The following is a 26,222-nucleotide window of genomic DNA, read 5'->3' on the forward strand; positions in this document are numbered from 1 at the left end:
ACGCAGAGACCACAGAGATAACTCAGCGCACGCTGCGAAAGTCTCTGTGGTCTCTGCGTTTAAAAACTTATTGGGGGAACTGACTCTTATCCAGACCCGGAATGATGCGAAGGGCGTTTTTGTAATAAACTTTCTTCAGTACGTCGTCGGGCAGGGCCAGGCCGTACATCCGCCAGAACGCGTGGTATTTTTTGTGATAGGGAAAATACTCGTCGTCGGTTTCCAGCACCCGGAAATACGTCGAATACTCGGAAGGCACCCAGCTATCCTTGCCAAACAGAATCCGGTCCTGGTTCTTCACGAAGAAATTGTGGGCAGCCCGCGGCTGACGGCCCAGTTCGGCAATGACCGCCCCAATCTCGACCACCATATTCGGGAAAGCCTTCATCAGGCTGTCGAGTTTGTTGAGGTTGTTGGGATACCAGCCCATGTGGGCGTTGATGAACGTGGTTTTAGTGTGTTTGCGGAACACATTGTGCTGCTCGGCGATCAGTTGCTCCCAGGCAACCGGATTATTATCGCTTCGTTTGCGGCCCGGATGCAGTTTCAGTTCCAGCCAGCGCTCGTTGAAGCGGTCCATCGGGTCCCAGAACGGCTTTGGATCGGCGGTATGAATCAGGACAGGAATGCCCAGTTCGCCACATTTCGCCCAGATCGGGTCCAGACGCGGATCGTCGACCCGAACGCGGTTGCCCTCGGTGTCTTTTACGTTAAATCCGAGACTTTTGTAAATCTTCAGACCTTTTGCACCTTTTTTAACGTCTTCTTCGAGCGTCCGGACGGCCTGCTCGGTCCAGCCTTTCTCGCCGACACCGGCAAAGTTGATGTTGGTGAACAGCGCGATTCGTTTCGGGTTCGTTTTCTGAATGTTAGCCAGCGCCCCATCGAAAAACTTCGTGCTCTCACCGGTATTGCTGCTGAAGCCACGGCCGCTGAGGTTGACCATCAGGCCCATGTTCAGCGCATCCATCTGGGCGATGAGCTTGTTGAGGTCGGCCCGGTCCATCTCAAACTGGTGATTGTGCACGTCGATGAACGGATACTTGGACCGGGTCAGTTTGTGCTCGGCTACTGTCAGTGTCGATACGGGTTCGTATTCTTCGAAGTCGACGGGGCCTTCCGGGGTGGAGACCTTAGGTTGGGCGTAGGCCAGGCTTACGATAAGTAGTAAAGGCAGAATCAGGTTGTTACGCATAGACAGTCTTGTAATTAATCCTTAAAGATAAGCGCTACGCAGTGAGCCGCAATGCCTTCCTGCCGCCCAACAAATCCCATATGCTCGGACGTAGTCGCTTTAATGGAAATATCTTCTTCCGGAATCTGCATGACTTTTGCCAGACATTCCTTCATGGCCGGGATGTGGGGATTGAGCTTCGGCTCCTGTAGCACCACCGTTACGTCGACATTGGAGACCTCGTAACCGGCACTACGTACCATTTTCAGTACCTCGGTCAGCAGCAGCTTACTATCAACGCCTTTCCAGCGCGGGTCTTTGTCGGAGAAATGGTAGCCGATGTTCCGCATGTTGGCCGCACCCAGCAGCGCGTCGCAGAGCACATGGCAGACAATATCGGCATCGGAGTGCCCAACGGGGCCGTGCGTATGCGGGATGAGAATGCCGCCGAGCCAGAACGGTCGGCCTTCGGCAAGCTGGTGAACGTCGTATCCTTGTCCTACGCGGATTTTCATGATTTTAAATAAGATAGCTCTTACCCCGGGCGTAGGAGCCGTACAAAATTACCTGGTCAAGCCGGTCACCGTAGAGGTCGGTAAGCGCCTGCTTCACCTCCTGCGACAGCGTCTGCAATTGTTCGGGGGTTAAGGCTTTGGGTTTGTACGTGGCTTCCATCTGTTCGGTGCGGCTGGTTTCTTTGCAAGTAATTACTTAATGGACTTGTAAAAGCCGTTGTCACGGAGATAGGCTTCGACCTGGAGGAGGAATTCAGCGGCTGTTTCAATTGCCTTATTAACTGCATCAAAATCGAATAGCTCCTCTGGGTCATACTCAGCGTCCTGTCGTAAAACGAATAGAGAGTTCAACTCTTTTGCATCAGCAGCTACAAACGGACCATCTTTTACAAAATGTTGGCTAAACAGACTTCGAGCAGCCGAATGTGATTTTATAGCCATTGATTTTGAAGCAAGAAGTGCCCTCACCGCATCAAAGTAGGCATAATAAGCTCGTCCGACGGCATTTCTGTAACTTCCTTTCTCGAGAAGCATGCGAGCATCCGACAAACAGTCCCCTGCCATTGACATGTAATTAGCTACGTTTTTATTCATAGCCGTTTGCCTTCCTGACGGACGTTCTGATACAGAAACAACTCTGAGTCAAGGTATTTAGTAAGTGACGTTGGTTTTGTGGAGACAAAAACGTCATACTTGAGCGAAAGGTCACCTATTTTATCGCCCATGTACCAGATTTCACTACCCGCCTTAACTTCCTCATCGTTCAAAACGACCAGATAATCCACATCCGATTCGGCATGATAGTCGCCCCGGGCGTATGAGCCGTACAAAATTACCTGGTCAAGCCGGTCACCGTAGAGATCGGTAAGCGCCTGCTTCACCTCCTGCGACAGCGTCTGCAATTGTTCGGGGGTTAAGGCTTTTGGTTTGTACGTGGCTTCCATCTGTTATCGGATTATGGTTGATTCCGCTTTACTAACGTATTGGCCGCGTAGGCCGGGCCACGTAGGCCGGGTTTCCCGTGCAGACCTGCGGTCAGACCGACAATCCGGCCTACGCGGCCCGGCCTACGCGGCCCGGCCTACGCGGCCCGACCTACGCGGCCCGACCTACGCGGCCCGACCTACGCGGCCCGACCTACGCGGCCCGATAGTACAGTGTGGAGCAGTTGTCTTTGCGAAGAACCTGCTGCGCCATACGCTGCACATCGGCCGGCGTGACGGACTGAATCCGGTCGGCTTCTTGGTTAACCAGTTCGGGATCACCGGCGTTGGCGGCAAAGGCCAGGTTCATGGCGCGGTTCAGCAGCTCAACTTCCGAGAAGGCCAGTGTGGCTTCGGCCTGGTTCTTTACTTTGGCGAGTTCATCGTCGGCGACCGGGTTATCAATCAGGTCCTGTACAACGGCTTCGACAGCAGCATCGGCCTCCTCCAGCGTGACGCCTTCGTTCAGTGTTCCCTGAATAACCAGCAGGCCCGGATCAGCCGAGGAGGTGATATAAGCCGATATGTTGTTGAACAGGGGATTCTGACGCAACAACTGCTGATACAGCCGCGACGATTTACTACGTCCCAGCATATCGCTCAGCAGATCCGTCGCCTGAAAATCCGGGTCGAAACGGCCAGGCATGTGGTATGCTTTATACAGGGCGTTAAGCGGTACGTTGGCACTGGTTTCGAGCTTGCGGGCTTCGGTTTGAACCGGCTCCTGCGGCAATTGACGAACGTACGGCTCGCCCGACGGGATAGGCGCAAACCACTTCTGACAGAGTTGTTTTACCTGCTCGACGGTTACGTTGCCGGCTACGACCAACACCGCATTATTCGGCAGGTAGTATTTGAAGAAGAACGACTTGACGTCGTCCAGCGTCGCGTTTTCAATATGGCTGATGTCCTTGCCGATGGTCGCCCAGCGGTATGGGTGCTCTTGGTAGGCCAGCGGGCGCATCTTAAGCCACACATCGCCGTAAGGCTGGTTCAGGTACCGCTGCTTGAACTCTTCGATCACTACTTTCTGCTGCACATCCAGCACCTGCGGATCAAACGACAGGCTCAGCATCCGGTCTGATTCGAGCCAGAACGCCGTTTCGAGGTTAGCCGAGGGCAGCGTGATGTAGTAGTTCGTAATGTCGGGGCTGGTGAAGGCGTTGTTTTCGCCACCTACCTTCTGGAGGGGCTCGTCGTAGCTCGGAATGTGCCTGGAGCCACCAAACATCAGGTGTTCAAACAAATGCGCAAAACCCGTCCGGTTCGGGTCTTCGTCGCGGGAGCCGACGTTGTACAGAATATTAACCGCGGCAATCGGGGTCGATTCGTCTTCGTGGACGTATACCCGTAATCCGTTATCTAAAACAAAATGCTCGTAATGAATCATGACTAAACTTTTTGCGAGAAAGCCTCGTTAAGAAACTCGCAGTACAACAAATGTACGGCCCCTGCCGTATAGAATCAAACGTCGTTACATGGCGCCCAAGCTCCGCATCCTGAACGCTTTTTTTTTCATCGTTCTTACGTCTTTACCTACTTTGACGAACGGTCAGGTGCTGTCTGACCCCAGCCTCCAGCAGACCATTCAGCAGGTACTCGATAAGATCTATAACATGGAGTTTGACGAAGCTACTCCTTTGATTCGGCAACTTCGAACCCGGTATCCACAACACCCCGTCGGGCCAATTCTGCAGGCTACCCAGCTTGAACTTCAATACCTGCCGGTTCATGAAAACACGACCGCAACGGCGCAATTTACGCAGGCTACGCTGCAGGGGCTTGAACAGGCCAAACGAATGCTGGAACGCAATGCGAAAGATCCCGAAGCTATCTTTTTCGCTCTGACGGCTCATAGCTACCTAGCCTCGCTGTATAGCAATCAGGGAGAAGCTTTAAAAGCTGTTTCTGAGTCAAAAAAGGCGTATACGTACATGAAGGACGGCTTTTCGCTGATGAACAAAAGTACGGACTTCTATTTCACTACCGGTTTATACAACTACTACGTAGAGCGGTATCCGATGGATCATCCGGTTGTCCGGCCGTTCATGGTTTTCTTTCAGGATGGCAATATGCCAATCGGATTGAAACAGATGGACATTGCTACGCGGAGAGCGTTGTTTATGCGGCCCGTTGCGTGTTATTATCTGGCGCATGTTTATCTCAAGCACGAAAATCAGCCGGCGAAGGCTATTGGTTACACAAAATACCTGGCCGATAAATATCCGGATAATCCACTGTTCGCCATGATCAACGCCGAAACGTTGCTGTTGTCCGGGCGGTACGCGGAGGCTCAGCCCTACGTGCAGCGGCTACGGCAAATTCAGCATAAGCTGGTTCCGCTGGCCGTCAGAGTATTCGATGGCATGTTGCAGGAGTACGGGGCAAAGAACGACCGGGAAGCAGCCGCCAACTATCAGGCAGCCCTGAAGTTGCCTTTTAACCGGGCTTATACGGTAGAGTACAATGCTATGGCCTATGCCGGACTGGCCCGCATTGCTGCCCGGGCCAATGACCCAAACCGCGCCAAAGAATACTATAAACGAGTGCTCAAAATCAGTGAGTACAAGGGCCTGATCCGCGAAGCAAAAAACTACACGAAAAGCTGACATATTACGTAATTGCGTAGCTTGGTGGTGCATTCAACAGACACGGTTGAGTGTTGCCCTGTTTGCTATGTCATACAACCGTCGCCGTTTTCTCCAGGCTGCTCTCGCCGGGGCTTCTTCCCTCGCTTTTCGTTCGTCGGGCCGGATGATGACCGTTCGTGGACCTGTTCGGGCCGATCAATTAGGCCTCACACTCATTCACGAACACATACTGGTCGATTTTATCGGAGCTGACAAAACCGGGTATGATCGCTGGGATCGGAATCGGGTGGCCGAAAAAATGCTGCCTTATCTGCGGGAGTTGAAGCGGCTTGGCTGCCAGGCCGTTTTTGATTGCACACCGGCTTACCTGGGCCGGGACCCGCGGCTGCTGGTTCAGTTGTCGGCCGGCTCTGGCGTGCATATCCTGACCAATACCGGCTACTATGGGGCGGTTGATAATAAGTTTCTGCCACCCCACGCCTTTACCGAAACCGCCGACCAGCTCGCCAGCCGGTGGATAGCCGACTTCGAAAAGGGTATTGACGACACGGGTATAAAACCAGGATTCATAAAAATTGGCGTAAACCCCGGCCCGTTGTCCGACATGCACCGCAAACTGATTACGGCTGCCGCCCGAACCCACAAGCAGACCGGATTGACCATTTGCTCGCATACGGGCCCCTACGTAGCAGCCTTTGAACAGATTGATGTTCTGAAGCAGGAAGGCGTTCGACCCGACGCGTTCGTGTGGGTACACGCGCAGGGCAACAGTATCGTTCATTACGCCCGGGCCGTTCGGGATGGTGCCTGGGTGAGTCTCGACGGGCTCGATAACAGCAACGTAGACAAGTATGCTGAGACCCTGTTGCTGATGAAAGAAAACAAGTTTTTGCACCGGACGCTGCTTTCTCACGATGCCGGCTGGTATGATCCGGAAAAACCCGACGGCGGCAACATCGGCCGCGATTATACGGTATTGTTCAGACGCCTGATGCCGGAATTGACAAAGAAAGGCTTTACCAAACGAGATTTCAGGCAAATTCTGGTCGAGAACCCCGTCGACGCTTTTCAGCTACCTATCTAATCTGGTTAATAATCGACTTCCAATCCCAGCGCTTTTCGTAGTTCGTGAAGTGCCGGGTTCTTTTCGGCCATGTAGTTGAACTTGTCCAGCGGGCTGTAGATCAGTTTTTTGGTCTCGATAACCGCTACCTCATGTTCAATCGTAATCTGGCTGTTTTGCAGCGTATCGCGCAGACATGCAAGCAGGTCCGGTTTCAACTCGGTAAGAATATCCACCTGCAACCGGTTGTCGAGGGTCAGGTAAATGGCTGTGCCTTCCAGCCGCAAGTCCCGATTCAGCACCAACTGTTCGCTCATGGAGCCGGTTTGCCGCTGCCGTTGCTGCGCGAAGGAATCCCAGCAGGCTTTTAACTGCTCAAAGATGAACGGCTTATCCGGTCGGGTGGGAGCCACGACAGCCACTGCCTGATCGGCATTGGCCGAACCCGCTGTTGGCGTAGCCGTCAGACTGACCGTAGTACGCAGCCGGCTCGTTGGGGGGAGCGGCCGGGGCGGCAGCGGATTTTTAGTTGTACTAGCCACTGCCGGTTGGGCAGCATGGGCTACGGCCGTGCCATTCGTATGCGGAGTTGCAACAGGCTGAGCAGCCTGGCCATTGGTCGGTTTATAACCGTTGACTGGTTCGCTGGTGATCGGATGCGTTTCGAGTGGAATGCCCGACGTAGCGGCTACGGATTCGCCCCCGTTAGGCGATGGTAGGCTGTTTTTTTTTTCAACCCCGTTGAGGGGGGGCTCCGAAGGGACCGTGGTATGTAACGTATTCCAGTCCAGAACGTTGCGCAGGTTGGCCAGCTTCATCAGGGCCAGCTCCACGTGCAGACGCTGATCTTTCGCCTGTTTGAAGTTGATGTCGCACTGTCCACCCAGGCTCAGCGCCGACAGTAAAAACGACATGGGCGCTTTAGCCGACTGCTCCAGATACTGCCGCCGAACGTTCTCGGTTACCTGCAACAGCTGGACCGTAGCCTGATCTTTACAGACCAGCAAATCGCGGAAATGACGGCATAAACCCACCACAAACTGGTGCGCATCAAAGCCTTTCCGCAGGATTTCGTCGAGCGTAAGCAGGCTCTGGGTCAGGTCGCCCGTCAGCAGTTGCTCGGTGAGTCTGAAATAGTAGTCGTAGTCAAGGATATGCAGGTTGTCCAGCACTTCCTTGTAGCGAATGATCCGGTCGGCCGAGAACGTAACGTTCAGGTCGAACATCGACAGCGCGTCGCGCAGACCGCCATCGGCTTTCTGGGCAATCAGATCCAGCGCGTCGGACTCGGCCGTGATGCCTTCCTTCTGCGCAATGCTGGCCAGGTGATTGGCAATGTGCTGCGGCTGAATTCGGTTGAAATCAAAAATCTGGCAGCGCGACAGAATCGTCGGCAGGATTTTGTGCTTTTCGGTCGTCGCCAGAATAAAAATAGCGTATGAAGGCGGTTCTTCCAGCGTCTTCAGAAACGCATTGAAAGCCGCCGACGAGAGCATGTGCACCTCGTCAATAATGTAGATTTTGTATTTGCCGGACTGGGGCGGGTAGCGTACCTGGTCGATCAGATTACGAATGTCCTCGACGGAGTTGTTCGAAGCCGCATCCAGTTCGTGAATGTTGAACGAAGCACTCTGGTTGAAGCTCACACACGATTCACAGTCATTGCAGGCTTCACCCTCAGGCGTCAGGTTCTGGCAGTTAATGGTTTTAGCCAGAATCCGGGCGCAGGTTGTTTTGCCGACCCCGCGCGGTCCACAGAACAGGAATGCCTGAGCCAGGTGATTGGTTTTGATGGCATTCTTGAGCGTAGTGGTGATATGTTCCTGCCCAACGACGGTGTCAAAGGTCGCGGGCCGGTATTTTCGGGCTGAGACCACAAAATTTTCCATACCGCAAGTTAGCATTCAGGGGGCGGATTTCAAACGGAAATCTAGCTCGAAACCGTCTGCCGGGGCCGACTTTTGGTAACTGAATTGCGTTTCAACAGCAAGGCCATTCCCATCGGGAATGGCCTTGCTGTTGGACTATACGTTGGGTAAAATCAATGAACCGCTTCCAGTTCCCGTTCCGGTTTCCGCTGACGATCATGCAGATGCAGCCGCAACAGAATGCGTTCTTTCAACCGCATCCAGCGCTCATACAACTTAGATTCTTTCAAGAAGTTCCACTTCTCGTTGCGCTCAGCTTTCTTATGCTCTTCCGGATCATAAAGCATCCCCGTGCAGAGGCAGTGCTTCCGGTTGGTCCGGCTCAGAATATCGTAGTTAACGCAGGTTTGGCAGCCTTTCCAGAACGCTTCGTCGGCGGGCAGCTCGCTTAACGTTACGGGCTGGTAGCCTAAGTCGGAGTTTATTTTCATCACGGCCAGACTCGTTGTCAGACCGATGATTTTAGCCTCGGGGAAGCGCGTGCGCGACAGTTCAAAGGCTTTTCCTTTGATGCGCGTGGCGATACCGCTTTTGCGGTGTTCGGGGTGTACGATCAGGCCAGAATTGGCCACAAACTTACCGTGATCCCAGGTCTCGACGTAGCAAAAACCTACCCACTCGCCCGAGAGCGTCGTGGCGATGATGGCTTTGCCTTCGAGCATTTTTTCCATGACGTAGATGGGCGAACGCTTGGCAATGCCCGTTCCGCGGGCTTTGGCGCTCTGCTCCATCTCTTTGCATATGGTTTCGGCCAGCCGCAGGTGATTCTCGTTGGCGACCTGAACAATGAATTGATCGTTGACTACTTCGTGGTTGACCATCGTCGTTTTTTGTGCGATCATACTATCGCATACGGAGACAAGGTGATCCGTGTTGGTTGTTAGAAAATGTTGTTAGTGAAATTGATAAAGGTCGGAAAAGTTTTACCGCGTAGGCAAAACATAATTATATGGTCCTTTCGGACCTAAACCGAAATGGCGTAGTGTGCAGGAAGGCCGGTATGTAAACGAGCTTTGCCATTGGTTGTGCGTACAAAACGCGGACAATGTTAGATATATTATCCGGGTCGTGCAATAGTGATAACAGGATTTTACGGGGATAGTTCACAAACGGTTAAAACAAAGGCTATTCAACAAGACGTTTGCTAAGAATTTAACCACTAGTTAATCGGCTATCGATTAAATAGGGTAACTATGATGTATGGTGACGTCTCACTTTCCTTCCCACTCGCACGCATTAACCCTGAGTGAGAGTCGGCCGCTGCGATACGGCGTCTTTCTGTATCTCTACATCATGCAGGGAATCCCGGCCGGCTTCTACACAACCGCATTGACGAATTACTTTGCCGCTGAGGGGGTCCGGCCGGATGTAGTCGGGGCATTTGTCGCGGTAATTGGTTTGCCATGGGCTTTTCAGTTTGTTTGGGGACCCTTGATAGACCGGTTTCAGCAGTCGCCGATGGGAAGGCGTAAACCCTGGGTAGTGGGATCACAACTGATGTCTGTGTTGACGTCCTTAACGCTCTTGTCGGTGTCGGAGCCTGTGGCTCAGATCTCCCTGATGAGCTGGCTGTTTTTTACCCGTAGCATTTTCGCGGCCATTCAGGATGCCAGCGTCGATGCCATGGCCATCTCGGTCATTCCTGAAAACGAACGGGGCCGTGTCAATGCATTCATGCGGAGTGGCTTCCTGATTGGATACGGTGGGGGCGCAGCCGTTTTTGCGCAGATTCTGAGAGTGTATGACTTCCATACGGCCGCGTTGACGCAGACGGCCTGCCTGCTGACCGGGGCGGTTCTGATGTATTTCGTCCGGGAACGCCGGGGGGATCAACTACTGCCGGGTTCTGCCCGCTCAACAACTACGTCCCAAGCTGCGTCTGTAACGGCTCCTGACCAACCCGATCACGACTTTCGCTGGTTGTTTACCGAGCTTTTTCGCGGATTATTTTCGCGGAAAAGTTTACTGATTTTCGTTGCCGTAATCCTGGCTTATACCAGCGTCTCCCTGTTTCTCAGGGCCTATAACTATCACCTGATCCGTCAGCTGGGCTGGCGTGATACCGATTTATCGGTGCTAACCGGTACCTACGGCATGTTCGTAGCAACGGGCGTTGCTCTGGCGGGCGGCTACGTTGCCGACCGGATCGGGCCGAGTAGACTGCTTATTTTTGTGTTGATTCTGGTAGCGGGTTACCTGATTGGCTTTAACCTGATTCCGCGTTTATGGGAACAGCGCGACATAGCCAGAACGGGGCTGGTTGCTTTATTTTTCATGGACCCAAGCATCAGTGTGGCTGCCATGCCCGTGCTGATGGCTATCTGTCGGAAAGGAGTGGAGGGGTCGCAGTTTACGACGTATATGGCGTTCGTAAATTTATGCGACATTGCCGGTACGTACGTATCGGGCGAAGCGCTTAATTTTTTCCCGGCGCCGGTCATTGGTATCGCAGCCGGTGGTCTGGCTTTAGTGGCTTTTACGCTTGCTTTCTTTACCCTGAGGCATTATCGGGCCGTCGGTCAAGGGTAATTCGCGTTTCGGTCGTAGCTTGCAATACCACCGATCTGTTGAACACCATGCTCAGATTTCGTCGTAAAGTGTACCGTGTCCTCGAAACTTCCTCCGGGAGCCGCCGTGGCATAAGCCTGGTCTTTAACGTTGTTCTGATCACCATCATTACGTTGAACGCCATTGCTATTGTGCTGAACACAGTGCCGGAGTATAATCGGCAATACGCACGGCTTTTCTATGATTTTGAACTGTTTTCCGTTGTCTTTTTTACCATCGAATACATTGTCCGTATCTGGGTAAGCGTAGAGAATGACCGCTATCGCCACTGGTTCTGGGGGCGGCTTCGGTATATGGTCTCCACAAGCGCCATCATTGACCTGCTGGCTATTTTTCCGTTCTATTTCACGTTGTTCGCTACCGATCTGGCCATCGTCCGGTTGCTGAGGCTGTTCCGGATTTTCAGGCTGTTCCGGATTTCGCGGTACGCGCATGCGCTGCGGGTGATTCAGCGGGTCGTCAACGACAAAAAAGAGGAACTGCTGTTGAGCCTGGCGTTTGTTGTGTTCATGCTCATTATTATATCGAGCATTGTGTATTACATCGAACATCCGGCCCAGCCACAGGCGTTTTCGAGCATTCCGGCCACGATGTGGTGGGGGGTGAGTGCCATGACGACCGTTGGCTACGGCGACATCCATCCGATCACCCCACTCGGCAAGTTTGTCGGCGGCCTCGCGGCTATAATGGGCATCACCCTGTTCGCGTTGCCGACCAGTATTCTGGTGTCGGGTTTTACGGAAGAAATCCGCGGGCACAAAACACCGTCCCGAAAGCGATGTCCGCACTGTGGTCAGGAGCTTTGAGTTGCGTCGAACGAACAGCGAAGCAGGCCTGTTACGTCATTAATTTTAGAAACTATGAGCAAGAAAAACCGAAACGGGGGCGTCGTTTATTCGACTGATCCAGACTTCGACTACCAGACCAACGACGAACCGGAAGCCGAAACCCTGCCTTCAGCGCAGCAGACGCTTAAAATCTGGCTGGTCAAACTCGGCGGCAACAAAGTCGTGACGGCCGTGCGTGGTTTCATCGGTAGCTCCAGTGATCTGAGCGATTTGGGCAAACAACTAAAAACCGCCTGCGGAACAGGCGGTTCGGTAAAAGACGATGAAATACTGATTCAGGGCGACCACCGCGATAAAGTGCTGGCGTGGCTCACCGGAAAAGGCTACAAGGCGAAGAAAGCCGGTGGCTGAGGCTCATTGGCCTTCTCCGCTACGAATCTGCTGAATAACCGCTTCAACTTCCTGAACAGGCATCTCATTGTTTGCTGGTTAACAGCGACAGATCGATTAGCACGTAGTCGAATACGGGAACGTATCGTCGTAAAGCCACATCCATAGCTGTCATACTGCTTGTGAGTGGTTGGTACAACCAGCGCCGTGGCCCATGGTAGATAATCACCGGAATGACTGGCGTTAAACAACGTTTATGCTGAGCATCTTCCTGCCAGCGGTTGAGCAGGTAACGTAGTAACTGCTTACTGAATCCCCCCCATCCATTTCCGTAGTGGCTTAATCAGGACGAGCAGTAACACACCAAAACCCAGACTGAAAACCGCGACGCTCTGGAACAGGCTGGGCATTTCCGCTACGTTGCTCTCGTCGAAGCCGCCGGCAAACAGACTGGCAATCAGGTTCCCCAGCGCCGAGCCGACGAACCAGAGGCCCATCAATTGGCTGGTATACCGCTTGGGCGACAGTTTGGAGAACGCACTTAAGCCAACCGGACTCAGAAACAACTCGCCCAGGGTAAAAAACAAGTACGTAAACGTTAGATACAGCGGTGACGTGCGCACGCCCGTTATAGCGATCTCGGACGCAAAGATCATGACAACATACGCCAGCCCCAGCAGAAGCAGACTCGTGGCAAACTTGGCCGGAACGGAAAAATCAATGTTGCGATTCGCCAGGAAAATCCACAGACCCGCCAGCACCGGTGAGAAGATGAGAATAAACGCGGGGTTGAGGTTCTGAAACCAGCTCGACGGCATTTGCCAGCCCAATATGTTTAACTGCGTATACCGATCGGCAAAAATTTGCAGCGAAGAACCCTGCTGTTCATTCCCTGCCCAGAACGCAGCTGCCGCTAAAAAGAACGCAAAGAGAACCACTACCCGCTTTTTCTCGGTAGCATCCAGGCCACCCGCGACCAGGATGTAAACAAAATAGCCAAGCGCGGTCAACGAAATGATTGTGCCCATAGCCTGAGCCAGTCCGGGGGCAGTGGTCAGATCCAGAACACCGGTTAGTTGCAGAGCCGCCAGCACCACGACCAGTCCCGCGATAAACACCAACAGAGAACGATTGCCGCCTGAAGAGGAGCCGGCGTCGGCGGCTGGGCGGGCTACGTAGTTGCCGAGGTCCCCCAGATACCGCTGCCCAAACGTCCGGAACGTAACGATTCCGAGTGCCATTGCGATGGCCGCTGCACCAAAGCCGTAATGCCAGCCTACTTTCTGCCCCAGATAGCCAACCACCGAAATGCCCAGCAGTGAGCCGGTGTTGATGCCCATGTAAAAAATCGAAAAAGCGGCATCCTTCCGGGCGCCCCCTTCCGGGTACAACTCACCTACAATGCTGCTGATATTGGGCTTTAGCAGGCCGGTGCCGAGGGCCACAGTGCAAAGTCCGGCGTAAAAGATGCCCGGTCCGGATGGGATAGCCAGGATAATGTGCCCGAGCATGATAATCAGACCACCGTAAAAAATCGACTTCCGCTGACCCAGCAGGTTATCGGCTACCCAGCCGCCGGGCAGCGAAAGCAGATAAACGGATGAGGTATATAAGCCATAGATCGCAGCCCCTTCGAGCTCGGACAAGCCCATGCCTCCGCGTACGTTGTCGATCAGAAACAGCAGGAGGATGGCCCGCATGCCGTAGTAGCTGAACCGCTCCCACATCTCGGTGAAGAAAAGCACGAAGAGACCCGCGGGATGGCCCAGCACCGTGGTGCCGCGAACCGGTTTGTCGATAGTTGCTTCCATTCAGTGTAAACCGCCGGGGCGGTGATTAACGCGTCTGTTGACAGAATTTTGATGAATAATAACGAAAAAGGAAACGGTAAATATACTGATTGGGTATAAAACCGGCAAATGCTATCTTGTTGGCCTGTTCGCCCTAACCCGACGGTCTCTATGCGTTATCGCTACCGCGTTCTTGCCTTTTTGTTTTGTTTATCAATCATTACGTACCTCGACCGGGTCTGTATTTCGGTGGTGGGGCCACGGATGAAGAAGGACCTCGACCTCTCCAACGAACAGTTCGGCTACGTTCTGAGCGCGTTTGCGCTGGCGTATGCGCTCTTTGAGGTGCCCACCGGCGCATTAGGCGACCGCATTGGTCCGCGACGGGTACTGACCCGGGTCGTTACGTGGTGGTCGGCGTTTACGGTGCTGACCGGTACGGCCGCTAACCTGACGTATCTGGTACTGATCCGATTTCTGTTCGGCATCGGCGAAGCGGGCGCTTATCCGAATACGTCCATTGTTATTTCGCGCTGGTTTCCGGCGGTCGAAACGGGTCGGGCGCAGTCGTTTATCTGGGCGGCCGGGCGGATCGGAGGGGCGTTGTCGCCCCTGATCGTGGTGCCGGTAGCGGCTGCGTTTGGCTGGCGGGCGTCGTTCTGGGTGATGGGCGGGATCGGCCTGATCTGGGCGGCTATCTGGTACGTCTGGTTCCGGGATTTTCCCCGCGATAAACCGGGGGTTGCGGTTGAGGAACGCGACTACATCGAAGCGACCCGCAGCTTCAAAGCCCACAGCCACTCCATTCCGTGGCGGGCAATCCTGCGCAGCCGGAATATGTGGGCTGTGATGCTCATGTTTCATTTTTACATGTACGGGGCGTATTTCTTCACGGGCTGGCTGCCGACGTACCTGCAGGATGGCCGGCAGTTCGGCGAAGACCAGATGAAGCTTTTTGCTACGCTGCCGTTTGTGCTGGGGGCCATTGGTTGCTTCACGGGTGGCTACGCGAGCGATTATCTCGCCAGGCGGTACGGCCTGAAAACGGGTCGGCGGGCAGTGGGCATTGTTGGCATGGGGGTGTCGAGTGTGGTCATGCTGGCCGCGGCTCTGGCGACCAATAACCAGACCGCTGCTTTGCTGCTCGCCCTGGGCATGGCGTTTAAGGACCTGACCCTGCCAGTGTCGTTTGCCGTTTGCGTGGATATTGGGCGGAGTAAGTCGGGTACGGTATCCGGGGCAATGAACATGGCCGGACAGCTCGGCGCGTTCTTTCTGGGGATTCTGTTCGGGAAGATTGTGGACGCAACCGGCAACTACAACCTGCCGCTGTTTCTGATTGCCTTTCTGCTGCTGTGCAGCAGCCTGCTTTGGCTGGTTATTGACCCAACGAAGGAAATCGTACTGGCTGAGGATACCGACGAATCAAAGCTAACGACCGTTTGAGGGCTACGTGCCGGCTGCGTAACTTGCGCTCTTCATGCTCAGAAGCCCCATGCTGTTACCGTTCAATTTCAGTAAAGACCCGTACCTCGTTCTCGATTTTTCGGCGACCAACCCCGATCTCGCCACGCTGGACCTGACCAACACGGCTGTTTTCAACGACTACGTATTCAGTAAACTCAACCAGGCCGGGGCCGTGGTGGGCGTTGGCGGCTACAACGAACACCGGGTCATTTACCGACGTAGCGAACACTTTCAGCAGTCGGTGGAGCCGCGGGTCGTTCACCTGGGTATCGACTTCTGGGCCAAAGCCGGCACACCGGTATTTGCCCTTATGGACGGCGTGGTGCACAGCTTCCAGAATAATGCGAATTTCGGCGACTACGGCCCCACGATCATTCTGGAGCATGAAGTCAACTACCGACCGCTCTACAGCCTGTACGGGCACCTGAGCCGGTCGTCGCTGAATGGCTTGCTTTGGGGGCAAAAAGTCAAAGCCGGCGAAAAGATTGGCGAAATTGGTCCGTTCCCCGAGAATGGCGACTGGCCTCCGCACCTGCACTTTCAGCTCATGACCGATATGCTGGGGCTGATGGGCGACTTTCCCGGCGTTTGCAGCCTGTCTGAGCGCAACGAGTGGTTGCGAATCTGCCCTAATCCGAATGATTGGCTTCACATAGCCGGATTGCCCTGATTGCTACGGTTTTCGGCCCGGCTTCGGGAACACCTGATGCGTGCTGGCCCATCGGTGCCACCGGCTTGCCAACTGCTCCACCTTGTCGGGGTGCTGCGCGGCTACATCCTGTGTTTCGGTCTTGTCGGTGGTTACGTTAAACAACTGCCAGGTGCTGTCGCGGCTGGATGATACCAGTTTCCAGTCGCCCGAACGAACGTAGCGGGCACCAAAATGCTCGTTGAACAGGGCCTCGTGCCCCGCCGATCTTTTTCCCTGAAACGAAGGCACTAAGCTGATGCCGGTGGTTGGGGTGATCGTATGGCCTTTGTAAGTGCTGGGGTACGTAGCGCCGGCTACTTCAACGAATGTGGGCATAAAGTCCATCACATGCCCAACCTGTGGGCTGAAGCTGCCTTTTTTCGCGTTGATACCCCTGGGCCAGAATGCGATCATCGGCGTATGGATACCACCTTCGTACGATTCGGCCTTCCAGTACTGATACGGTGTGTTGGCGACATTGGCCCAGCGCTGGCCAATGGACGCAAAGGAGGTTTGCGGCCCCGGCATCACCTGCTTTTTCAGATCATACACAATCGGTCGTCCATCCCGGGTTTGATTAGGCCGGTCGAAGCCAGGGCCATAGGCGGCACAATTTTCAGGGCTGGCCCCATTGTCCGACAGGAAAACGATCAGTGTATTGTCCAGTTGGCCGGTCTCGCGTAAGGTTTTAATCAGCCGACCAATCCCCTGGTCCATCCGGTCGACCATGGCTGCGTGGACAGCCATGGCCCGGGCGTCCCATTCCTTATCCGGATTGTTGGCCCACGTCTGATCGGGTTGCCAGCGTTCGGAGAGTTTGGTTTTTGCCGGATCGATCAGGCCCAGCTTCACCTGTCTGTCGTACCGGGCTTTGCGGATGGCATCCCAGCCGGGTTTGTAGGTGTTTTCGTACTTGGCAATATCCTCAGGCAAGGCCATCAGTGGCCAGTGCGGAGCGGTATGGGCTACGTACAGGAAAAACGGTGCCGACGAGCTTGCAAAAGCTTTGACGTAAGCCACGGTTGTGTCACTGATGGCATCGGTGTGGTAGTAATTCTTCGGGACCTGCTTTACGGGCTTTGTCCCGCTGACCAGGCTAAACGGATCAAAAAAGTCGACAACGCCCCAGATGTTGCCGAAATACCGATCAAACCCCCGGCTGGTGGGATATTGATCAATAGGTGAAAAATCGCCGAAGTCCTTTTTATGATTTAGCCAGTCGAGTTGCTGGTTCGGGTCTTTCTGCACGATGGTGTTGGAGACGTGCCACTTACCCGTCATTCCCGTCTGGTAGCCGGCCGATTTGAGCACCTCAGCCAACGTAACGGCATTATCGGTCAGGTGGCCGCGGTAGCCGGGCGTATCCTCGGCCTCGGTCATCTTGCCAATCCCGGCCTGCTGGTTGTACAGGCCGGTCAGCAGCGACGCCCGGGTGGGGCAGCACCGCGACGTATTGTAAAACTGCGTGTACCGAATGCCGTTGCTGGCCAGGTAATCGAGGTTGGGAGTACGGATTTCACCGCCGTAGCAGCCCAAATCCGAAAAACCCAGGTCGTCGGCCATGATCAGAATGATGTTGGGCCGTGGGGCAGCTACGTTGATTGGCCTGTCAGGCTCGTGCTTCAACGTAAGCGGAACCGCTATAAGTACGAGGAGAGGGAATGAAAGCGCGAAAGCCCTCTTTTTCATGGGTCGTCCTGGTTAGTAAACAACTAATGAAACAAGAGGTTTGTCGTTTCCTACCCGGCCTGATTTGAGGTTTGTTGGCCAGCTCAGGCCTATGGAGAGCTTACTCTTTCATACACAGGTCTTTTAGGAGGCAGCCTTATTCCTGAAAACGCAGCAACAACCCAATAGAAGCCAGGCCTAGCCCCAGGCCGACGAACTCACCCACCGACATTTTCTCTTTAAACACAATCAGGCTCAACAACACGCTGAGCGCAATAACCCCGACCGAATGCAGGACGCCAATCGTGAACAGCTTGTAGGACCGCATCATGTAAAACCAACCCAGGGCCGTACTGCCGTATACGATTCCGCCCAGCAGCAGGGCCTTCCATCCCGAAAGGCCTGGCTGAAGCGACGCTTTTTTGATCAGGTAATCGGCCAGTAGCGAAATCAGCTCCAGGGCGACCAGCAGGAGGAGCCATTTGTAACGAAGTGCCATACGCCTAAACCGGAATAGAGTACCGTTGCAGTAGTGTTAAAAAAGCTGTGTTCTCGGCTGATTGAATAGCCAGCAAGGGCTGGTCGAGCTTCATCATGTCGGGCGCGATGTCGTCCAGATGTAACCGCAGATCAGGGCGGTAGGAATCAACCTGGTCGATAGTACCGCGGCAATTGGGGGCTCCGCACTTGCAGGTGAACGTCTCGAAATGGCCGTAGTAGCAATAATAATCTTCAACTATTTCCTCTCCCGGCTCAATGGTGCGGAGGGCAATGCTGATGTTGTCGTACTCCAGCAGCCCCGTTGAATTGGGTGCGCACGAGTGGTTAACGTATTTACCTTCGTCCCAGGGAACGATGACCCGGTGCTGGTAGTCGAGGTAGCAGTAGATGTTTAGCTTCTGCTGTTGGAGAGGATCAAGCGCCTGATGGGCCAGGAGCGGCATCTTCAGGTCAATATCGTCAATGATCCAGAGGATTTCGCCACGTAGGAAGCGTTTCTTCGCAAAAAGTCCGAGGCCTTTGGGCGTAAGCTGAACGTAAGTGTCTGGGTGAATCATGAATGTTGGGCGGTTTATGAAGCAAATGTATTCCCTCAGAATTCGGGCGGGTGACGAATGAAGGCGAAGGGGCAGGGTTTGCCGGTAAAAGCTGGATACCATGTAGGTTAATTGCAGGGTGGTTCCGGTAAATAGGTTAAACTGCGTTGGTTGAGGGTATCGCCTGAACGCATTATACCCTACCAATCGGGACAAAAAACCGGTTGTGACTGTTGTGTCGATTGGCTGATGTCCCGCGGCCTGATACGTAGCGGGTGCCCGGAAATTTTGTGTATATTTGGTATAATTCTGTTGCCGAAATGACGACTACCGATCTCTTTACTGCCGATCAGCCATCCCTGCGCGAACCTGCCGATTATCTTAAACGCTACTACGGCTACGACCGCTTCCGGCCCATGCAGGAAGATATTGTCCGGTCGGTGCTGAGCGGACGCGATACGCTGGTCCTGATGCCGACGGGTGGTGGCAAATCGGTCTGTTTTCAGATTCCGGCCCTGATGATGCCGGGCGTCTGCGTGGTTGTGTCGCCCCTGATCGCGCTCATGAAAGACCAGGTCGAAGCCCTGCACATGAACGGTATTTCGGCGGCTTATTACAACAGCACCCAATCCGGAAAGGAGCAGCGCGACATTGAAGACAACTGCGTGAAGGGAAAGATCAAGCTGCTGTACGTATCCCCCGAAAAACTGCTGACGGAGTCGTTTTTTGTGTTTCTCAAGCGCATAACCATATCGCTGTTCGCCATCGACGAGGCCCATTGTATTTCGTCGTGGGGGCACGATTTCCGGCCGGAATATACCCAACTGCACGTACTGAAAGAGCACTTCCCGACCGTACCGACCGTCGCCCTGACGGCTACCGCCGATAAGCTGACCCGCAACGACATTGCCCAGCGGCTTGGCATGAACGATCCGGCGGTATTCATTGCGTCGTTTAACCGCCCGAACCTGAGCCTGAAGGTGCTGCCCGGTACAAACCGGCTGCCGCAGATCATCAAGTTACTGCAACAGAAACCCGATACGTCCGGAATCATCTACTGCCTGAGTCGCAAATCGACCGAATCGCTGGCGGCCAAGCTGCAGGAGAAAGGTTTCAAAGCCGCTTTTTACCACGCCAAAATGGACCCCGACGATCGGGCAAAAACCCAGGAGGCCTTCCTGCGCGACGATGTGCGGATCATGTGCGCGACCATTGCGTTTGGGATGGGTATTGATAAATCGAATGTTCGCTGGGTAATTCATTACAACATGCCCAAGAACATCGAGAGTTTCTACCAGGAGATCGGGCGGGCGGGCCGCGACGGCGCCGAAGCGCAGACGGTGCTGTTCTACAGCTTCGCCGACGTAGCGACGTACAAGGACATGCTTTCCGAATCGGCGCCGGCCAACCTGGGTCTGCAACTGGCCAAGCTGGAGCGAATGCAGCAGTACGCCGACGCGCACACCTGCCGCCGGCAGATCCTGCTTAGCTACTTCTCTGAAGACCTGCCCGAACCCTGCGGCAACTGCGACGTCTGCCGCGATCCCCGCGTTACATTCGACGGGACGATCCTGGCCCAGAAAGCCCTGTCGGCCATTGTCCGGACCGGCGAACGGGTGCCGATGAACCTGCTGATCGATATTCTGCGGGGTTCGCGCAGTCAGGCCGTGTTGCAGGGGGGCTACGACCAGGTCAAAACCTACGGCGCCGGTCGCGACCTGCGGTTCGAAGAATGGCGAAACTACATCCATCAGCTCATCAACATCGGCGTTATTGAAATTGCTTACGACCAGCACTATGCCCTGCGCAGAGGTATTCTGGCCGATCAGGTGCTCTTCAGCGGGCGTAAGATCGATCTGGTACGTCCGGACGATGCACCGAAGCCGGTGGTCGAAAAAGTAAAAACGAAGACCGAAACCCAGCGCGACGACCTGTTCGAGCGGCTTCGGGCACTGCGGAAAAAACTGGCCGATGAGCAGAACGTACCGCCATACGTCATTTTCACCGATACGACGCTCGAAGACATGGCCCGGCAGCGGCCAACCACGCCGGATGCCCTGCGGAATGTGAGCGGGGTAGGCGAACGGAAGCTGCAACTGTTCGGTAAGCAGTTCCTCGACGAGATTGTCGGGTACGTCCGGGGCCGGGTGAACGCCGGCGAAAAACCCAAAGGCGGTACGCAGCTCGTTACCCTTAATCTCTACAACCAGGGAATGACCATCGACGAAATTGCCGCCGAACGACAGCTCACAGCAGGCTCAATTGCCGGGCATCTGGTACAGCTCGCGAAAGCCGGTTACGACATCGATATTGCGTCGCTGGTGAGCCCCTTTGAGCGGACTGAAATTGAGCGGGCCATCGCGGTAGTAGGGATGGAAGAAGGTCGGCTGAAACCCTTGTTCGACTATCTCGGTGGGCGTTACGACTATAGTAAACTCACCCTGGTCGCCGGGCTACTTCAACTGTGAAAAATACCATTCAGAGGGGTGCCATTGGATAATTCATAGGATTTTAATTTGGTATGTACCAGATTGTCAGGTATATTCGTAAACTGATTAACAACGAGCCCGTTCCAACTAACGGGCTTTGTTGTCCTATGTACCACAACAAATACCTCTGTTTTGATTAAAGAAGTAGGTTTTTCCTTGCTGATGGCTGCCATCAAACCGGTGGCCGGGCCAACCAAAATGGTGGCCGATACGGGTCGGACGAGCCCCCTGTCAAATGGATTAAATAGCCCTGCGCTACTGGTCGTGGATTCTTCGAAACGGGTGTTCCCAATCTATTTTTGCGGGGAAGAAGTGCCCGTTGATCAGCCCCGTGTGGCCCGTCGTTGGGTCCAGACGCTCCGTACGTACGGCGCACAGCCCGAGTGTCTGGTTGACCTGCGGAAACGGGCGGCTGATTTCTTTCCCATCATCGATCCGATTCTTCGGAAATACCGTATTCCTCGTGACTTCCGGTTCCTGCCGCTGGCCGAAAGTGCGCTGGTCAATGATTGCGTTTCGCCGAAAGGGGCATCGGGTTATTGGCAGCTCATGCCCGAAACCGCCCGCGAACTGGGGCTGAAAGTAAATGGTACGGTCGATGAGCGGTATGATTTGCAAAAAGCGACGGTAGCCGTTTGCCGGTACCTGCACCAGCTCTATGCCGCTTTAGGTTCGTGGACGCTGGTGGCGGCTGCCTACAACGGGGGCATCACCCGGATTCAGAACAAGATCGAACAGCAGGGACACTCAAACTACTACCGATTGCGCCTGCACCGCGAAACCAGTCACTACCTGTTTCGGGTGCTAGCCTACAAGGAGTTATTGAGTAACCCGCGGCAATATGCCCTGCTGTTGTCACAAAACACAGTGGCCCAGCTGACCAAACCGCTGCCAAAGTGGAGTAAACCCCTGGCGCTAACGCCTAAAATTAAAGACGCTCCCACGGTTCAACTTGTCGACGACGAGCCCACTGATCCAACCTGGGGCCCTCGTCCGAACAAATCGCTGACTAAAGCTCCTTCGGATACCCAGCAGTGGCTGGCTTCTGTTTCCAGGTTGTTCAATCAGAAAAATGCCGGTATCACCGAGCAACATGCTGCGCTGCCTATCACCAAATTAATGGCCATGATGGTGCTCCGGTTCCGGCGCCCCCGGTTCCTGCAGCTTCGTAAGGGCGAAGGACACCGCCCGCTTCATTTCTGGGATTGGATCTGATTACCTGTATTTTCTTGCAAACACAGCTTACCCATCGCTGCACTCGGGCGTAGCGATGGGTAAGCTGTGTCTTGTTAAAAGTACATTAATTATGGTGACAAGATTGGTATAGTGTAACGGTAGACTTGTAAATTCGTCTAACTGGAAAGTACCTACCTAACTTGTTCCGTTATTGATGAATTGGTTGGCCTGCCTGTCGATGGCAACCGGATTGGTTGTATCGAATAGTTTTCCGGCTACGTGTGAGCCTTTAAATTGTTCATATGAAACGCTATATGCTTCTAAGAGTACCGGGCTTCTCAGGGTTGATCCGGTAACACCAGTAGCCTTACCGCCCGTTTATTTTTGCGGGGAGTCGGTGCCGCTGCACGAAGAGAAAGTGGCGCGGCACCTCGTTAAGGCATTGGTCAGCAATAGTGCTCACCAACAGCTGCTCTATCAAATCCGGCAACGGGCTGCTACGTTCTTTCCGGTTATTGAACCAATTCTGGCTCAGCACAACGTACCCCTCGATTTTAAATACCTGCCGCTGGTCGAAAGTGCCCTACGGGGTTATGCCGTGTCGCCGAGCGGAGCCGCCGGTTACTGGCAGTTTATGCCCGCTACGGCCCGCGAGCTGGGCCTGCGGGTCGGGGGCGGTCACGACGAACGGCGGGACCTGGTTAAATCGACCGAAGCCGCCTGCCGGTATCTGAATTATCTGTACTCCCGTTTAGGGTCATGGACCCTGGCCGCAGCCGCGTATAACAACGGTCTGGGCGCTTTGCTGGGCAACATTCGCCGGCAGCAGCAACGCGATTACTACTACCTCCGGCTTAGCGCCGAAACGGGGAAGTATCTCTACCGAATCCTGGCGTTCAAGGAATTGTTTTCCAATCACCACTCCTACAAGGGCCTGATTTCCGACCGGGTATTGGCCAGTCTGAGTCGCCCTGTCTCGCCGGAATCCGACGCAGCCGGGGAGGATATACTGCTACCTGAACGATTTGTCGACGAAGCGGTCGAAGGGGCGGTACGTTCCGGCAGTCGTGAATCGGGAGTGGTCGAAGAACCCGCGGACATTCCCCTGCCCAACGCAGCCGACGTGTTCCGGGGCGGTATCAAAGCCAGGCTTGCGCAGGCGGCCGGACTACAGCGCGGGCAGGTCTGGGTGTTTCACCTGACCCGCGACGGCATGACGGATGGCAAAGCGGTTGAAGCCGGTGACATCCTTTACGCTACTGTGGAGGATGTTGACTCTAAAACTGGTAAGGTGTTTTTGCGGGCCGATCGGCTTTATTCGGCGGGCGAAAAGCAGACGTACAGCCTGGCGCTGGCGGCTGTAGATGCATCGACGGGCCGGATTGGGATTAAACTAACCGACGTCGACCAGATCAAGGCTGGTTGGATATTGACGTGGAAAGTCTTGTAAGTATGGGTAGGGCAGTTGAGTCAGACGTACCGTACAGACTCAACTGCCCTACCCATACTTACGAGAGAGTGATTGGCAGTCAGGTCTGTACGGTACGTCTGACCTGACTGCCAATCACTCAGCTTATGAACTAAACCCCGGGCTTTGGTAGTTGTCTATAGGCTTAACCAACGACAACAGTTTTGAAGGTATCCGTTAAATTAGCTGCATTACTACTGGCTGGTCATGCATTGACCGCTCAGGTCGTGATGGGGCAGACCTCCACTCGAAAATCACCCGGCAAGTCTTCGCGAAGGATGGCGGTAGCGCAGCCTCATATCGCTACCGGCAATGGCCGTCTGCATTTTTGTGGGGAAATGGTACCGACTCAGCAGGGTGATGTGTCGGCCAAGCTGGCTTTTGCGCTGGCCGGTAACTCGGGTTACGTGCGCCATATCAGTGGCCTTAAAGCCCGTTCGGCCCCGTTTTTCGCAATTATTGAGCCTATTCTGAGCAAACACCACATTCCGAACGATTTCAAATACCTGCCGCTAATAGAAAGTGCCTGGAAGGCCGATGCAGTTTCGGTGGCTGGGGCGGTTGGTTACTGGCAGTTTATGGACGAAACCGCCCGCGACATGGGTTTGTCCATTGCCCCCGGTAAAGACGAACGCATGGATCTTCGTAAGTCGACCGAAGCCGCCTGCCGATACCTGCGATTCCTGTACCAGAAACTGGGGTCATGGACCCTGGTGGCGGCTGCTTATAACGGGGGCGTTGGTATGGTGCAGCGGAAGGTGGTGCGGACGGGGAATCGCGACTATTATTCAATGGCCATGAATGAAGAGACCGGCTACTACCTCTACCGGATTCTGGCCATGAAGGAGCTCTTCACCAATCCCATCTACGGGGTGGATCGGCAGGCGTTTTACGACAACCCTTACGAGCGCGAACGCGAGCAGGCCCGGCGTATGGGCTGGCTCAACGATAATGAACCCGAGCCGGTGGGTGTTCCCATTGACCGGGCGCCGACAAATCCGCTGGCTGCCAGCCGGGGGGAAGCCGTACTCATGGACAGCGTACTGACCGAACTGCTTAAAGATAGTCCGGCCGCGCCCCTGTTTGTAGGTGATGTAGCCGCGAAACTGGTTAAACCCGGCGCTTTGAAAACAGGCCAGAGCTGGACGTTCGTGCTGACCGAAAACGTTCAGATTGGCGACGATGAATTAAAAGCCGGGGATGCTCTCTACGCCGTTGTGGACGACATCGACGCGAACGGCATGGTGTTTCTGCGGGCTACTAAAGCCATTTCGGCTGACACCAAAACGGTGATTCCTTTATCGTTGCTGGCCATGAATCCGGCCACGGGCCTGGCCGGAGTGCCGAGGCCAAAGGTCGTGAAAATCGGTTGGGTGGTGCAGTGGAAAATCAGTTGATACGTACTCACCGCCAGCCCTCCGGTTCAATGATCGGTACCGGACCGTAAAACTGCCGACAATCCCCCTCGGGAAGAATAATGCCGCTGATAAAACTCAGTAAGCCCGGGTACCGCTGAGCGTTATATTCCTGCGCCCGAATGCGCTTGCGGGTGATAGACGTAACGGCAAAATAACCCCGCGCCCGATCGGCTGGATCGTTGACGTTGATCAGGTTGCCGGTGATTGGCGCCGGCAGCGGATCGAATATGCTGCCGGTTCGGGTGCTTTGATCTTCATAGGCTTTCCAGAACTGGTAGTTGGCCTGCGTCAGGCCGTACTGCTGCACTTCTACCAACTGCGGCCCGATGGTGTAAATGGGTATCTGCAGGACTTCGCGCTTTCGGATCGGGTTGCCGTTGATGGCATCGTCCGCGAAAACATTCAACTGATCGGTGAATACGGGTGTCCAGCAGCGGTTATTGCAGCGCGCCGGGCTGCCCAGACTACAGGGCACACCCGTCGACAGGCGATTGGTATAGCCAAAAGCCGTCCACCGGTAATAGTTTCGTTCGGTAGCCGGATCGCTCGTCGTCACGGAATACGCAAGCCGGTAGGGCGTTGCCATGTTGCTGAGCGCACTGACCACATCCACCGAAATGCTGTCGATCGTCGGTACGTCGGGCATCCGTTCGGGTTGCGATACGTAGGTGGTGCCGTCGTTGAGCCGAACCGTCAGCGAGTAGCTCCGGCCCACCTCGCCCCGAAAGGCAGGATCAATAGTTTCGTACTCGCCCGGGCCGCGTTCCTGAAAGGTCGTGCTTCGGCCGGCATCGTCGCTGAGCGACACGACCGCCTGCAGTACCGGGGCGTCGACGGTATTGCTGCCCGTAAAACCGGTGGTGTACGTCAGCCGGACGGTGTAGGGTGGGGCCTCATTGGTAATCTGCCCATCGACAACCAGACGCGCGTCTTCGTTTCGGATGGGGAGACTAATCGGGTCGATGCAGGCGCTGAGCCCACTGATCAGCAGTAAGGAAAAAACAACGGAGCGGAGCAT

The 26,222-nt window shown here is 54.6% G+C and carries 24 protein-coding genes and 1 pseudogene; 11 read left to right on the top strand and 14 right to left on the bottom strand.

Features of this window, described 5'->3' with window-relative positions:
• Positions 1-67 precede the first annotated feature (67 nt).
• The 6 genes from DYU11_RS16765 to DYU11_RS16790 form a co-directional block, all read right to left on the bottom strand.
• The gene (locus DYU11_RS16765; RefSeq protein ID WP_119668837.1) at positions 68-1,195 is read right to left on the bottom strand and encodes an amidohydrolase family protein; all 1,128 of its coding nucleotides are present in this window, start codon (positions 1,193-1,195) and stop codon (positions 68-70) included.
• Positions 1,196-1,209: 14 nt separating this feature from the next.
• A complete protein-coding gene (ispF, locus tag DYU11_RS16770) occupies positions 1,210-1,689 on the bottom strand; it encodes a 2-C-methyl-D-erythritol 2,4-cyclodiphosphate synthase (RefSeq protein ID WP_119668838.1) in 480 nt (159 codons plus the stop codon).
• 4 nt (positions 1,690-1,693) lie between these two features.
• Positions 1,694-1,849 (bottom strand): nucleotidyltransferase domain-containing protein, encoded by a 156-nt coding sequence (locus tag DYU11_RS16775; RefSeq protein ID WP_229365879.1) that lies wholly within the window; start codon positions 1,847-1,849, stop codon positions 1,694-1,696.
• A 32-nt stretch (positions 1,850-1,881) separates the two neighbouring features.
• A complete protein-coding gene (locus tag DYU11_RS16780) occupies positions 1,882-2,283 on the bottom strand; it encodes a HEPN domain-containing protein (RefSeq protein WP_119668839.1) in 402 nt (133 codons plus the stop codon).
• Positions 2,280-2,633 carry a nucleotidyltransferase domain-containing protein gene (locus DYU11_RS16785; protein WP_119668840.1) on the bottom strand — a complete coding sequence of 118 codons (354 nt, stop codon included), beginning with the start codon at positions 2,631-2,633 and terminating at the stop codon, positions 2,280-2,282. The genes DYU11_RS16780 and DYU11_RS16785 overlap by 4 nt, the downstream gene beginning before the upstream one ends.
• Positions 2,634-2,826: 193 nt before the next feature.
• The gene (locus DYU11_RS16790) at positions 2,827-4,062 is read right to left on the bottom strand and encodes a M16 family metallopeptidase (RefSeq protein WP_119668841.1); all 1,236 of its coding nucleotides are present in this window, start codon (positions 4,060-4,062) and stop codon (positions 2,827-2,829) included.
• 88 nt (positions 4,063-4,150) lie between these two features.
• Between DYU11_RS16790 and DYU11_RS16795 the strand changes: the two genes are divergently transcribed.
• Together DYU11_RS16795 and DYU11_RS16800 are read left to right on the top strand one after the other, a co-directional pair.
• Positions 4,151-5,281: a tetratricopeptide repeat protein gene (locus tag DYU11_RS16795; RefSeq protein WP_119668842.1), complete on the top strand. Its 1,131-nt coding sequence runs from the start codon at positions 4,151-4,153 to the stop codon at positions 5,279-5,281.
• 67 nt (positions 5,282-5,348) lie between these two features.
• Positions 5,349-6,347 carry a phosphotriesterase family protein gene (locus DYU11_RS16800; RefSeq protein ID WP_119668843.1) on the top strand — a complete coding sequence of 333 codons (999 nt, stop codon included), beginning with the start codon at positions 5,349-5,351 and terminating at the stop codon, positions 6,345-6,347.
• 5 nt (positions 6,348-6,352) lie between these two features.
• Here the strand turns inward: DYU11_RS16800 and DYU11_RS16805 are convergent, their stop codons facing one another.
• Positions 6,353-8,215 (bottom strand): DNA polymerase III subunit gamma/tau, encoded by a 1,863-nt coding sequence (locus DYU11_RS16805; RefSeq protein WP_119668844.1) that lies wholly within the window; start codon positions 8,213-8,215, stop codon positions 6,353-6,355.
• 152 nt (positions 8,216-8,367) lie between these two features.
• Positions 8,368-9,075: a GNAT family N-acetyltransferase gene (locus tag DYU11_RS16810; RefSeq protein WP_119668905.1), complete on the bottom strand. Its 708-nt coding sequence runs from the start codon at positions 9,073-9,075 to the stop codon at positions 8,368-8,370.
• A gap of 379 nt (positions 9,076-9,454) precedes the next feature.
• On the opposite strand from DYU11_RS16810, the gene DYU11_RS16815 reads away from it, so the two are divergent.
• From DYU11_RS16815 to DYU11_RS16825, 3 genes are read left to right on the top strand one after another with little or no spacing between them, the layout of a single operon-like run.
• Positions 9,455-10,783: an MFS transporter gene (locus DYU11_RS16815; RefSeq protein WP_119668845.1), complete on the top strand. Its 1,329-nt coding sequence runs from the start codon at positions 9,455-9,457 to the stop codon at positions 10,781-10,783.
• 47 nt (positions 10,784-10,830) lie between these two features.
• Positions 10,831-11,628, top strand: coding sequence for an ion transporter (locus DYU11_RS16820; RefSeq protein WP_119668846.1), 798 nt, complete (start codon positions 10,831-10,833; stop codon positions 11,626-11,628).
• A 54-nt stretch (positions 11,629-11,682) separates the two neighbouring features.
• The gene (locus tag DYU11_RS16825) at positions 11,683-12,021 is read left to right on the top strand and encodes a translation initiation factor (protein WP_119668847.1); all 339 of its coding nucleotides are present in this window, start codon (positions 11,683-11,685) and stop codon (positions 12,019-12,021) included.
• A 64-nt stretch (positions 12,022-12,085) separates the two neighbouring features.
• Here the strand turns inward: DYU11_RS16825 and DYU11_RS33955 are convergent.
• Both DYU11_RS33955 and DYU11_RS16835 read right to left on the bottom strand, forming a co-directional pair.
• Positions 12,086-12,292, bottom strand: a pseudogene (locus DYU11_RS33955) (Rpn family recombination-promoting nuclease/putative transposase); the annotation flags it as partial.
• Between the two features lie 13 nt (positions 12,293-12,305).
• A complete protein-coding gene (locus DYU11_RS16835) occupies positions 12,306-13,811 on the bottom strand; it encodes a peptide MFS transporter (protein ID WP_119668849.1) in 1,506 nt (501 codons plus the stop codon).
• A gap of 150 nt (positions 13,812-13,961) precedes the next feature.
• On the opposite strand from DYU11_RS16835, the gene DYU11_RS16840 reads away from it, so the two are divergent.
• Positions 13,962-15,236 carry an MFS transporter gene (locus DYU11_RS16840; protein ID WP_199736730.1) on the top strand — a complete coding sequence of 425 codons (1,275 nt, stop codon included), beginning with the start codon at positions 13,962-13,964 and terminating at the stop codon, positions 15,234-15,236.
• Positions 15,237-15,270: 34 nt separating this feature from the next.
• Entirely contained in the window at positions 15,271-15,927 is a 657-nt protein-coding gene (locus DYU11_RS16845) for a peptidoglycan DD-metalloendopeptidase family protein (protein WP_229365880.1), read from the top strand.
• A gap of 3 nt (positions 15,928-15,930) precedes the next feature.
• Here the strand turns inward: DYU11_RS16845 and DYU11_RS16850 are convergent, their stop codons facing one another.
• From DYU11_RS16850 to DYU11_RS16860, 3 genes are all read right to left on the bottom strand, one after another.
• The gene (locus DYU11_RS16850) at positions 15,931-17,637 is read right to left on the bottom strand and encodes an arylsulfatase (RefSeq protein ID WP_119668852.1); all 1,707 of its coding nucleotides are present in this window, start codon (positions 17,635-17,637) and stop codon (positions 15,931-15,933) included.
• Positions 17,638-17,773: 136 nt separating this feature from the next.
• The gene (locus DYU11_RS16855) at positions 17,774-18,115 is read right to left on the bottom strand and encodes a transporter (RefSeq protein ID WP_119668853.1); all 342 of its coding nucleotides are present in this window, start codon (positions 18,113-18,115) and stop codon (positions 17,774-17,776) included.
• Positions 18,116-18,119: 4 nt separating this feature from the next.
• Positions 18,120-18,674, bottom strand: a complete 555-nt coding sequence (locus tag DYU11_RS16860) for an SET domain-containing protein (protein WP_158600297.1) — start codon at positions 18,672-18,674, stop codon at positions 18,120-18,122.
• A gap of 299 nt (positions 18,675-18,973) precedes the next feature.
• Between DYU11_RS16860 and recQ the strand changes: the two genes are divergently transcribed.
• The 4 genes from recQ (at position 18,974) to DYU11_RS16880 (ending at position 25,183) form a co-directional block, all read left to right on the top strand.
• Complete coding sequence (gene recQ / locus DYU11_RS16865) at positions 18,974-21,121, top strand: DNA helicase RecQ (protein WP_119668855.1); 2,148 nt, start codon at positions 18,974-18,976, stop codon at positions 21,119-21,121.
• 183 nt (positions 21,122-21,304) lie between these two features.
• Complete coding sequence (locus DYU11_RS16870) at positions 21,305-22,357, top strand: lytic transglycosylase domain-containing protein (protein ID WP_119668906.1); 1,053 nt, start codon at positions 21,305-21,307, stop codon at positions 22,355-22,357.
• A 358-nt stretch (positions 22,358-22,715) separates the two neighbouring features.
• Positions 22,716-23,768, top strand: coding sequence for a lytic transglycosylase domain-containing protein (locus tag DYU11_RS16875; protein WP_310589480.1), 1,053 nt, complete (start codon positions 22,716-22,718; stop codon positions 23,766-23,768).
• 296 nt (positions 23,769-24,064) lie between these two features.
• Positions 24,065-25,183 carry a lytic transglycosylase domain-containing protein gene (locus DYU11_RS16880; protein ID WP_374755993.1) on the top strand — a complete coding sequence of 373 codons (1,119 nt, stop codon included), beginning with the start codon at positions 24,065-24,067 and terminating at the stop codon, positions 25,181-25,183.
• 7 nt (positions 25,184-25,190) lie between these two features.
• On the opposite strand, the gene DYU11_RS16885 is transcribed toward DYU11_RS16880, so the two are convergent.
• A complete protein-coding gene (locus tag DYU11_RS16885; RefSeq protein WP_119668858.1) occupies positions 25,191-26,222 on the bottom strand; it encodes a DUF4249 domain-containing protein in 1,032 nt (343 codons plus the stop codon).

Source organism: Fibrisoma montanum, assembly GCF_003583365.1.
In the GTDB taxonomy this organism is placed as follows: domain Bacteria; phylum Bacteroidota; class Bacteroidia; order Cytophagales; family Spirosomataceae; genus Fibrisoma; species Fibrisoma montanum.

What these genes read in the sequence shown, in the direction of transcription:
- DYU11_RS16765 (WP_119668837.1), bottom strand. Translation starts at nt 1,195, where the DNA reads ATGCGTAACAACCTGATTCTGCCTTTACTACTTATCGTAAGCCTGGCC.
- ispF (WP_119668838.1), bottom strand. Translation starts at nt 1,689, where the DNA reads ATGAAAATCCGCGTAGGACAAGGATACGACGTTCACCAGCTTGCCGAA.
- DYU11_RS16775 (WP_229365879.1), bottom strand. Translation starts at nt 1,849, where the DNA reads ATGGAAGCCACGTACAAACCCAAAGCCTTAACCCCCGAACAATTGCAG.
- DYU11_RS16780 (WP_119668839.1), bottom strand. Translation starts at nt 2,283, where the DNA reads ATGAATAAAAACGTAGCTAATTACATGTCAATGGCAGGGGACTGTTTG.
- DYU11_RS16785 (WP_119668840.1), bottom strand. Translation starts at nt 2,633, where the DNA reads ATGGAAGCCACGTACAAACCAAAAGCCTTAACCCCCGAACAATTGCAG.
- DYU11_RS16790 (WP_119668841.1), bottom strand. Translation starts at nt 4,062, where the DNA reads ATGATTCATTACGAGCATTTTGTTTTAGATAACGGATTACGGGTATAC.
- DYU11_RS16795 (WP_119668842.1), top strand. Translation starts at nt 4,151, where the DNA reads ATGGCGCCCAAGCTCCGCATCCTGAACGCTTTTTTTTTCATCGTTCTT.
- DYU11_RS16800 (WP_119668843.1), top strand. Translation starts at nt 5,349, where the DNA reads ATGTCATACAACCGTCGCCGTTTTCTCCAGGCTGCTCTCGCCGGGGCT.
- DYU11_RS16805 (WP_119668844.1), bottom strand. Translation starts at nt 8,215, where the DNA reads ATGGAAAATTTTGTGGTCTCAGCCCGAAAATACCGGCCCGCGACCTTT.
- DYU11_RS16810 (WP_119668905.1), bottom strand. Translation starts at nt 9,075, where the DNA reads ATGGTCAACCACGAAGTAGTCAACGATCAATTCATTGTTCAGGTCGCC.
- DYU11_RS16815 (WP_119668845.1), top strand. Translation starts at nt 9,455, where the DNA reads ATGGTGACGTCTCACTTTCCTTCCCACTCGCACGCATTAACCCTGAGT.
- DYU11_RS16820 (WP_119668846.1), top strand. Translation starts at nt 10,831, where the DNA reads ATGCTCAGATTTCGTCGTAAAGTGTACCGTGTCCTCGAAACTTCCTCC.
- DYU11_RS16825 (WP_119668847.1), top strand. Translation starts at nt 11,683, where the DNA reads ATGAGCAAGAAAAACCGAAACGGGGGCGTCGTTTATTCGACTGATCCA.
- DYU11_RS16835 (WP_119668849.1), bottom strand. Translation starts at nt 13,811, where the DNA reads ATGGAAGCAACTATCGACAAACCGGTTCGCGGCACCACGGTGCTGGGC.
- DYU11_RS16840 (WP_199736730.1), top strand. Translation starts at nt 13,962, where the DNA reads ATGCGTTATCGCTACCGCGTTCTTGCCTTTTTGTTTTGTTTATCAATC.
- DYU11_RS16845 (WP_229365880.1), top strand. Translation starts at nt 15,271, where the DNA reads ATGCTCAGAAGCCCCATGCTGTTACCGTTCAATTTCAGTAAAGACCCG.
- DYU11_RS16850 (WP_119668852.1), bottom strand. Translation starts at nt 17,637, where the DNA reads ATGAAAAAGAGGGCTTTCGCGCTTTCATTCCCTCTCCTCGTACTTATA.
- DYU11_RS16855 (WP_119668853.1), bottom strand. Translation starts at nt 18,115, where the DNA reads ATGGCACTTCGTTACAAATGGCTCCTCCTGCTGGTCGCCCTGGAGCTG.
- DYU11_RS16860 (WP_158600297.1), bottom strand. Translation starts at nt 18,674, where the DNA reads ATGATTCACCCAGACACTTACGTTCAGCTTACGCCCAAAGGCCTCGGA.
- recQ (WP_119668855.1), top strand. Translation starts at nt 18,974, where the DNA reads ATGACGACTACCGATCTCTTTACTGCCGATCAGCCATCCCTGCGCGAA.
- DYU11_RS16870 (WP_119668906.1), top strand. Translation starts at nt 21,305, where the DNA reads ATGGCTGCCATCAAACCGGTGGCCGGGCCAACCAAAATGGTGGCCGAT.
- DYU11_RS16880 (WP_374755993.1), top strand. Translation starts at nt 24,065, where the DNA reads ATGGCGGTAGCGCAGCCTCATATCGCTACCGGCAATGGCCGTCTGCAT.
- DYU11_RS16885 (WP_119668858.1), bottom strand. Translation starts at nt 26,222, where the DNA reads ATGCTCCGCTCCGTTGTTTTTTCCTTACTGCTGATCAGTGGGCTCAGC.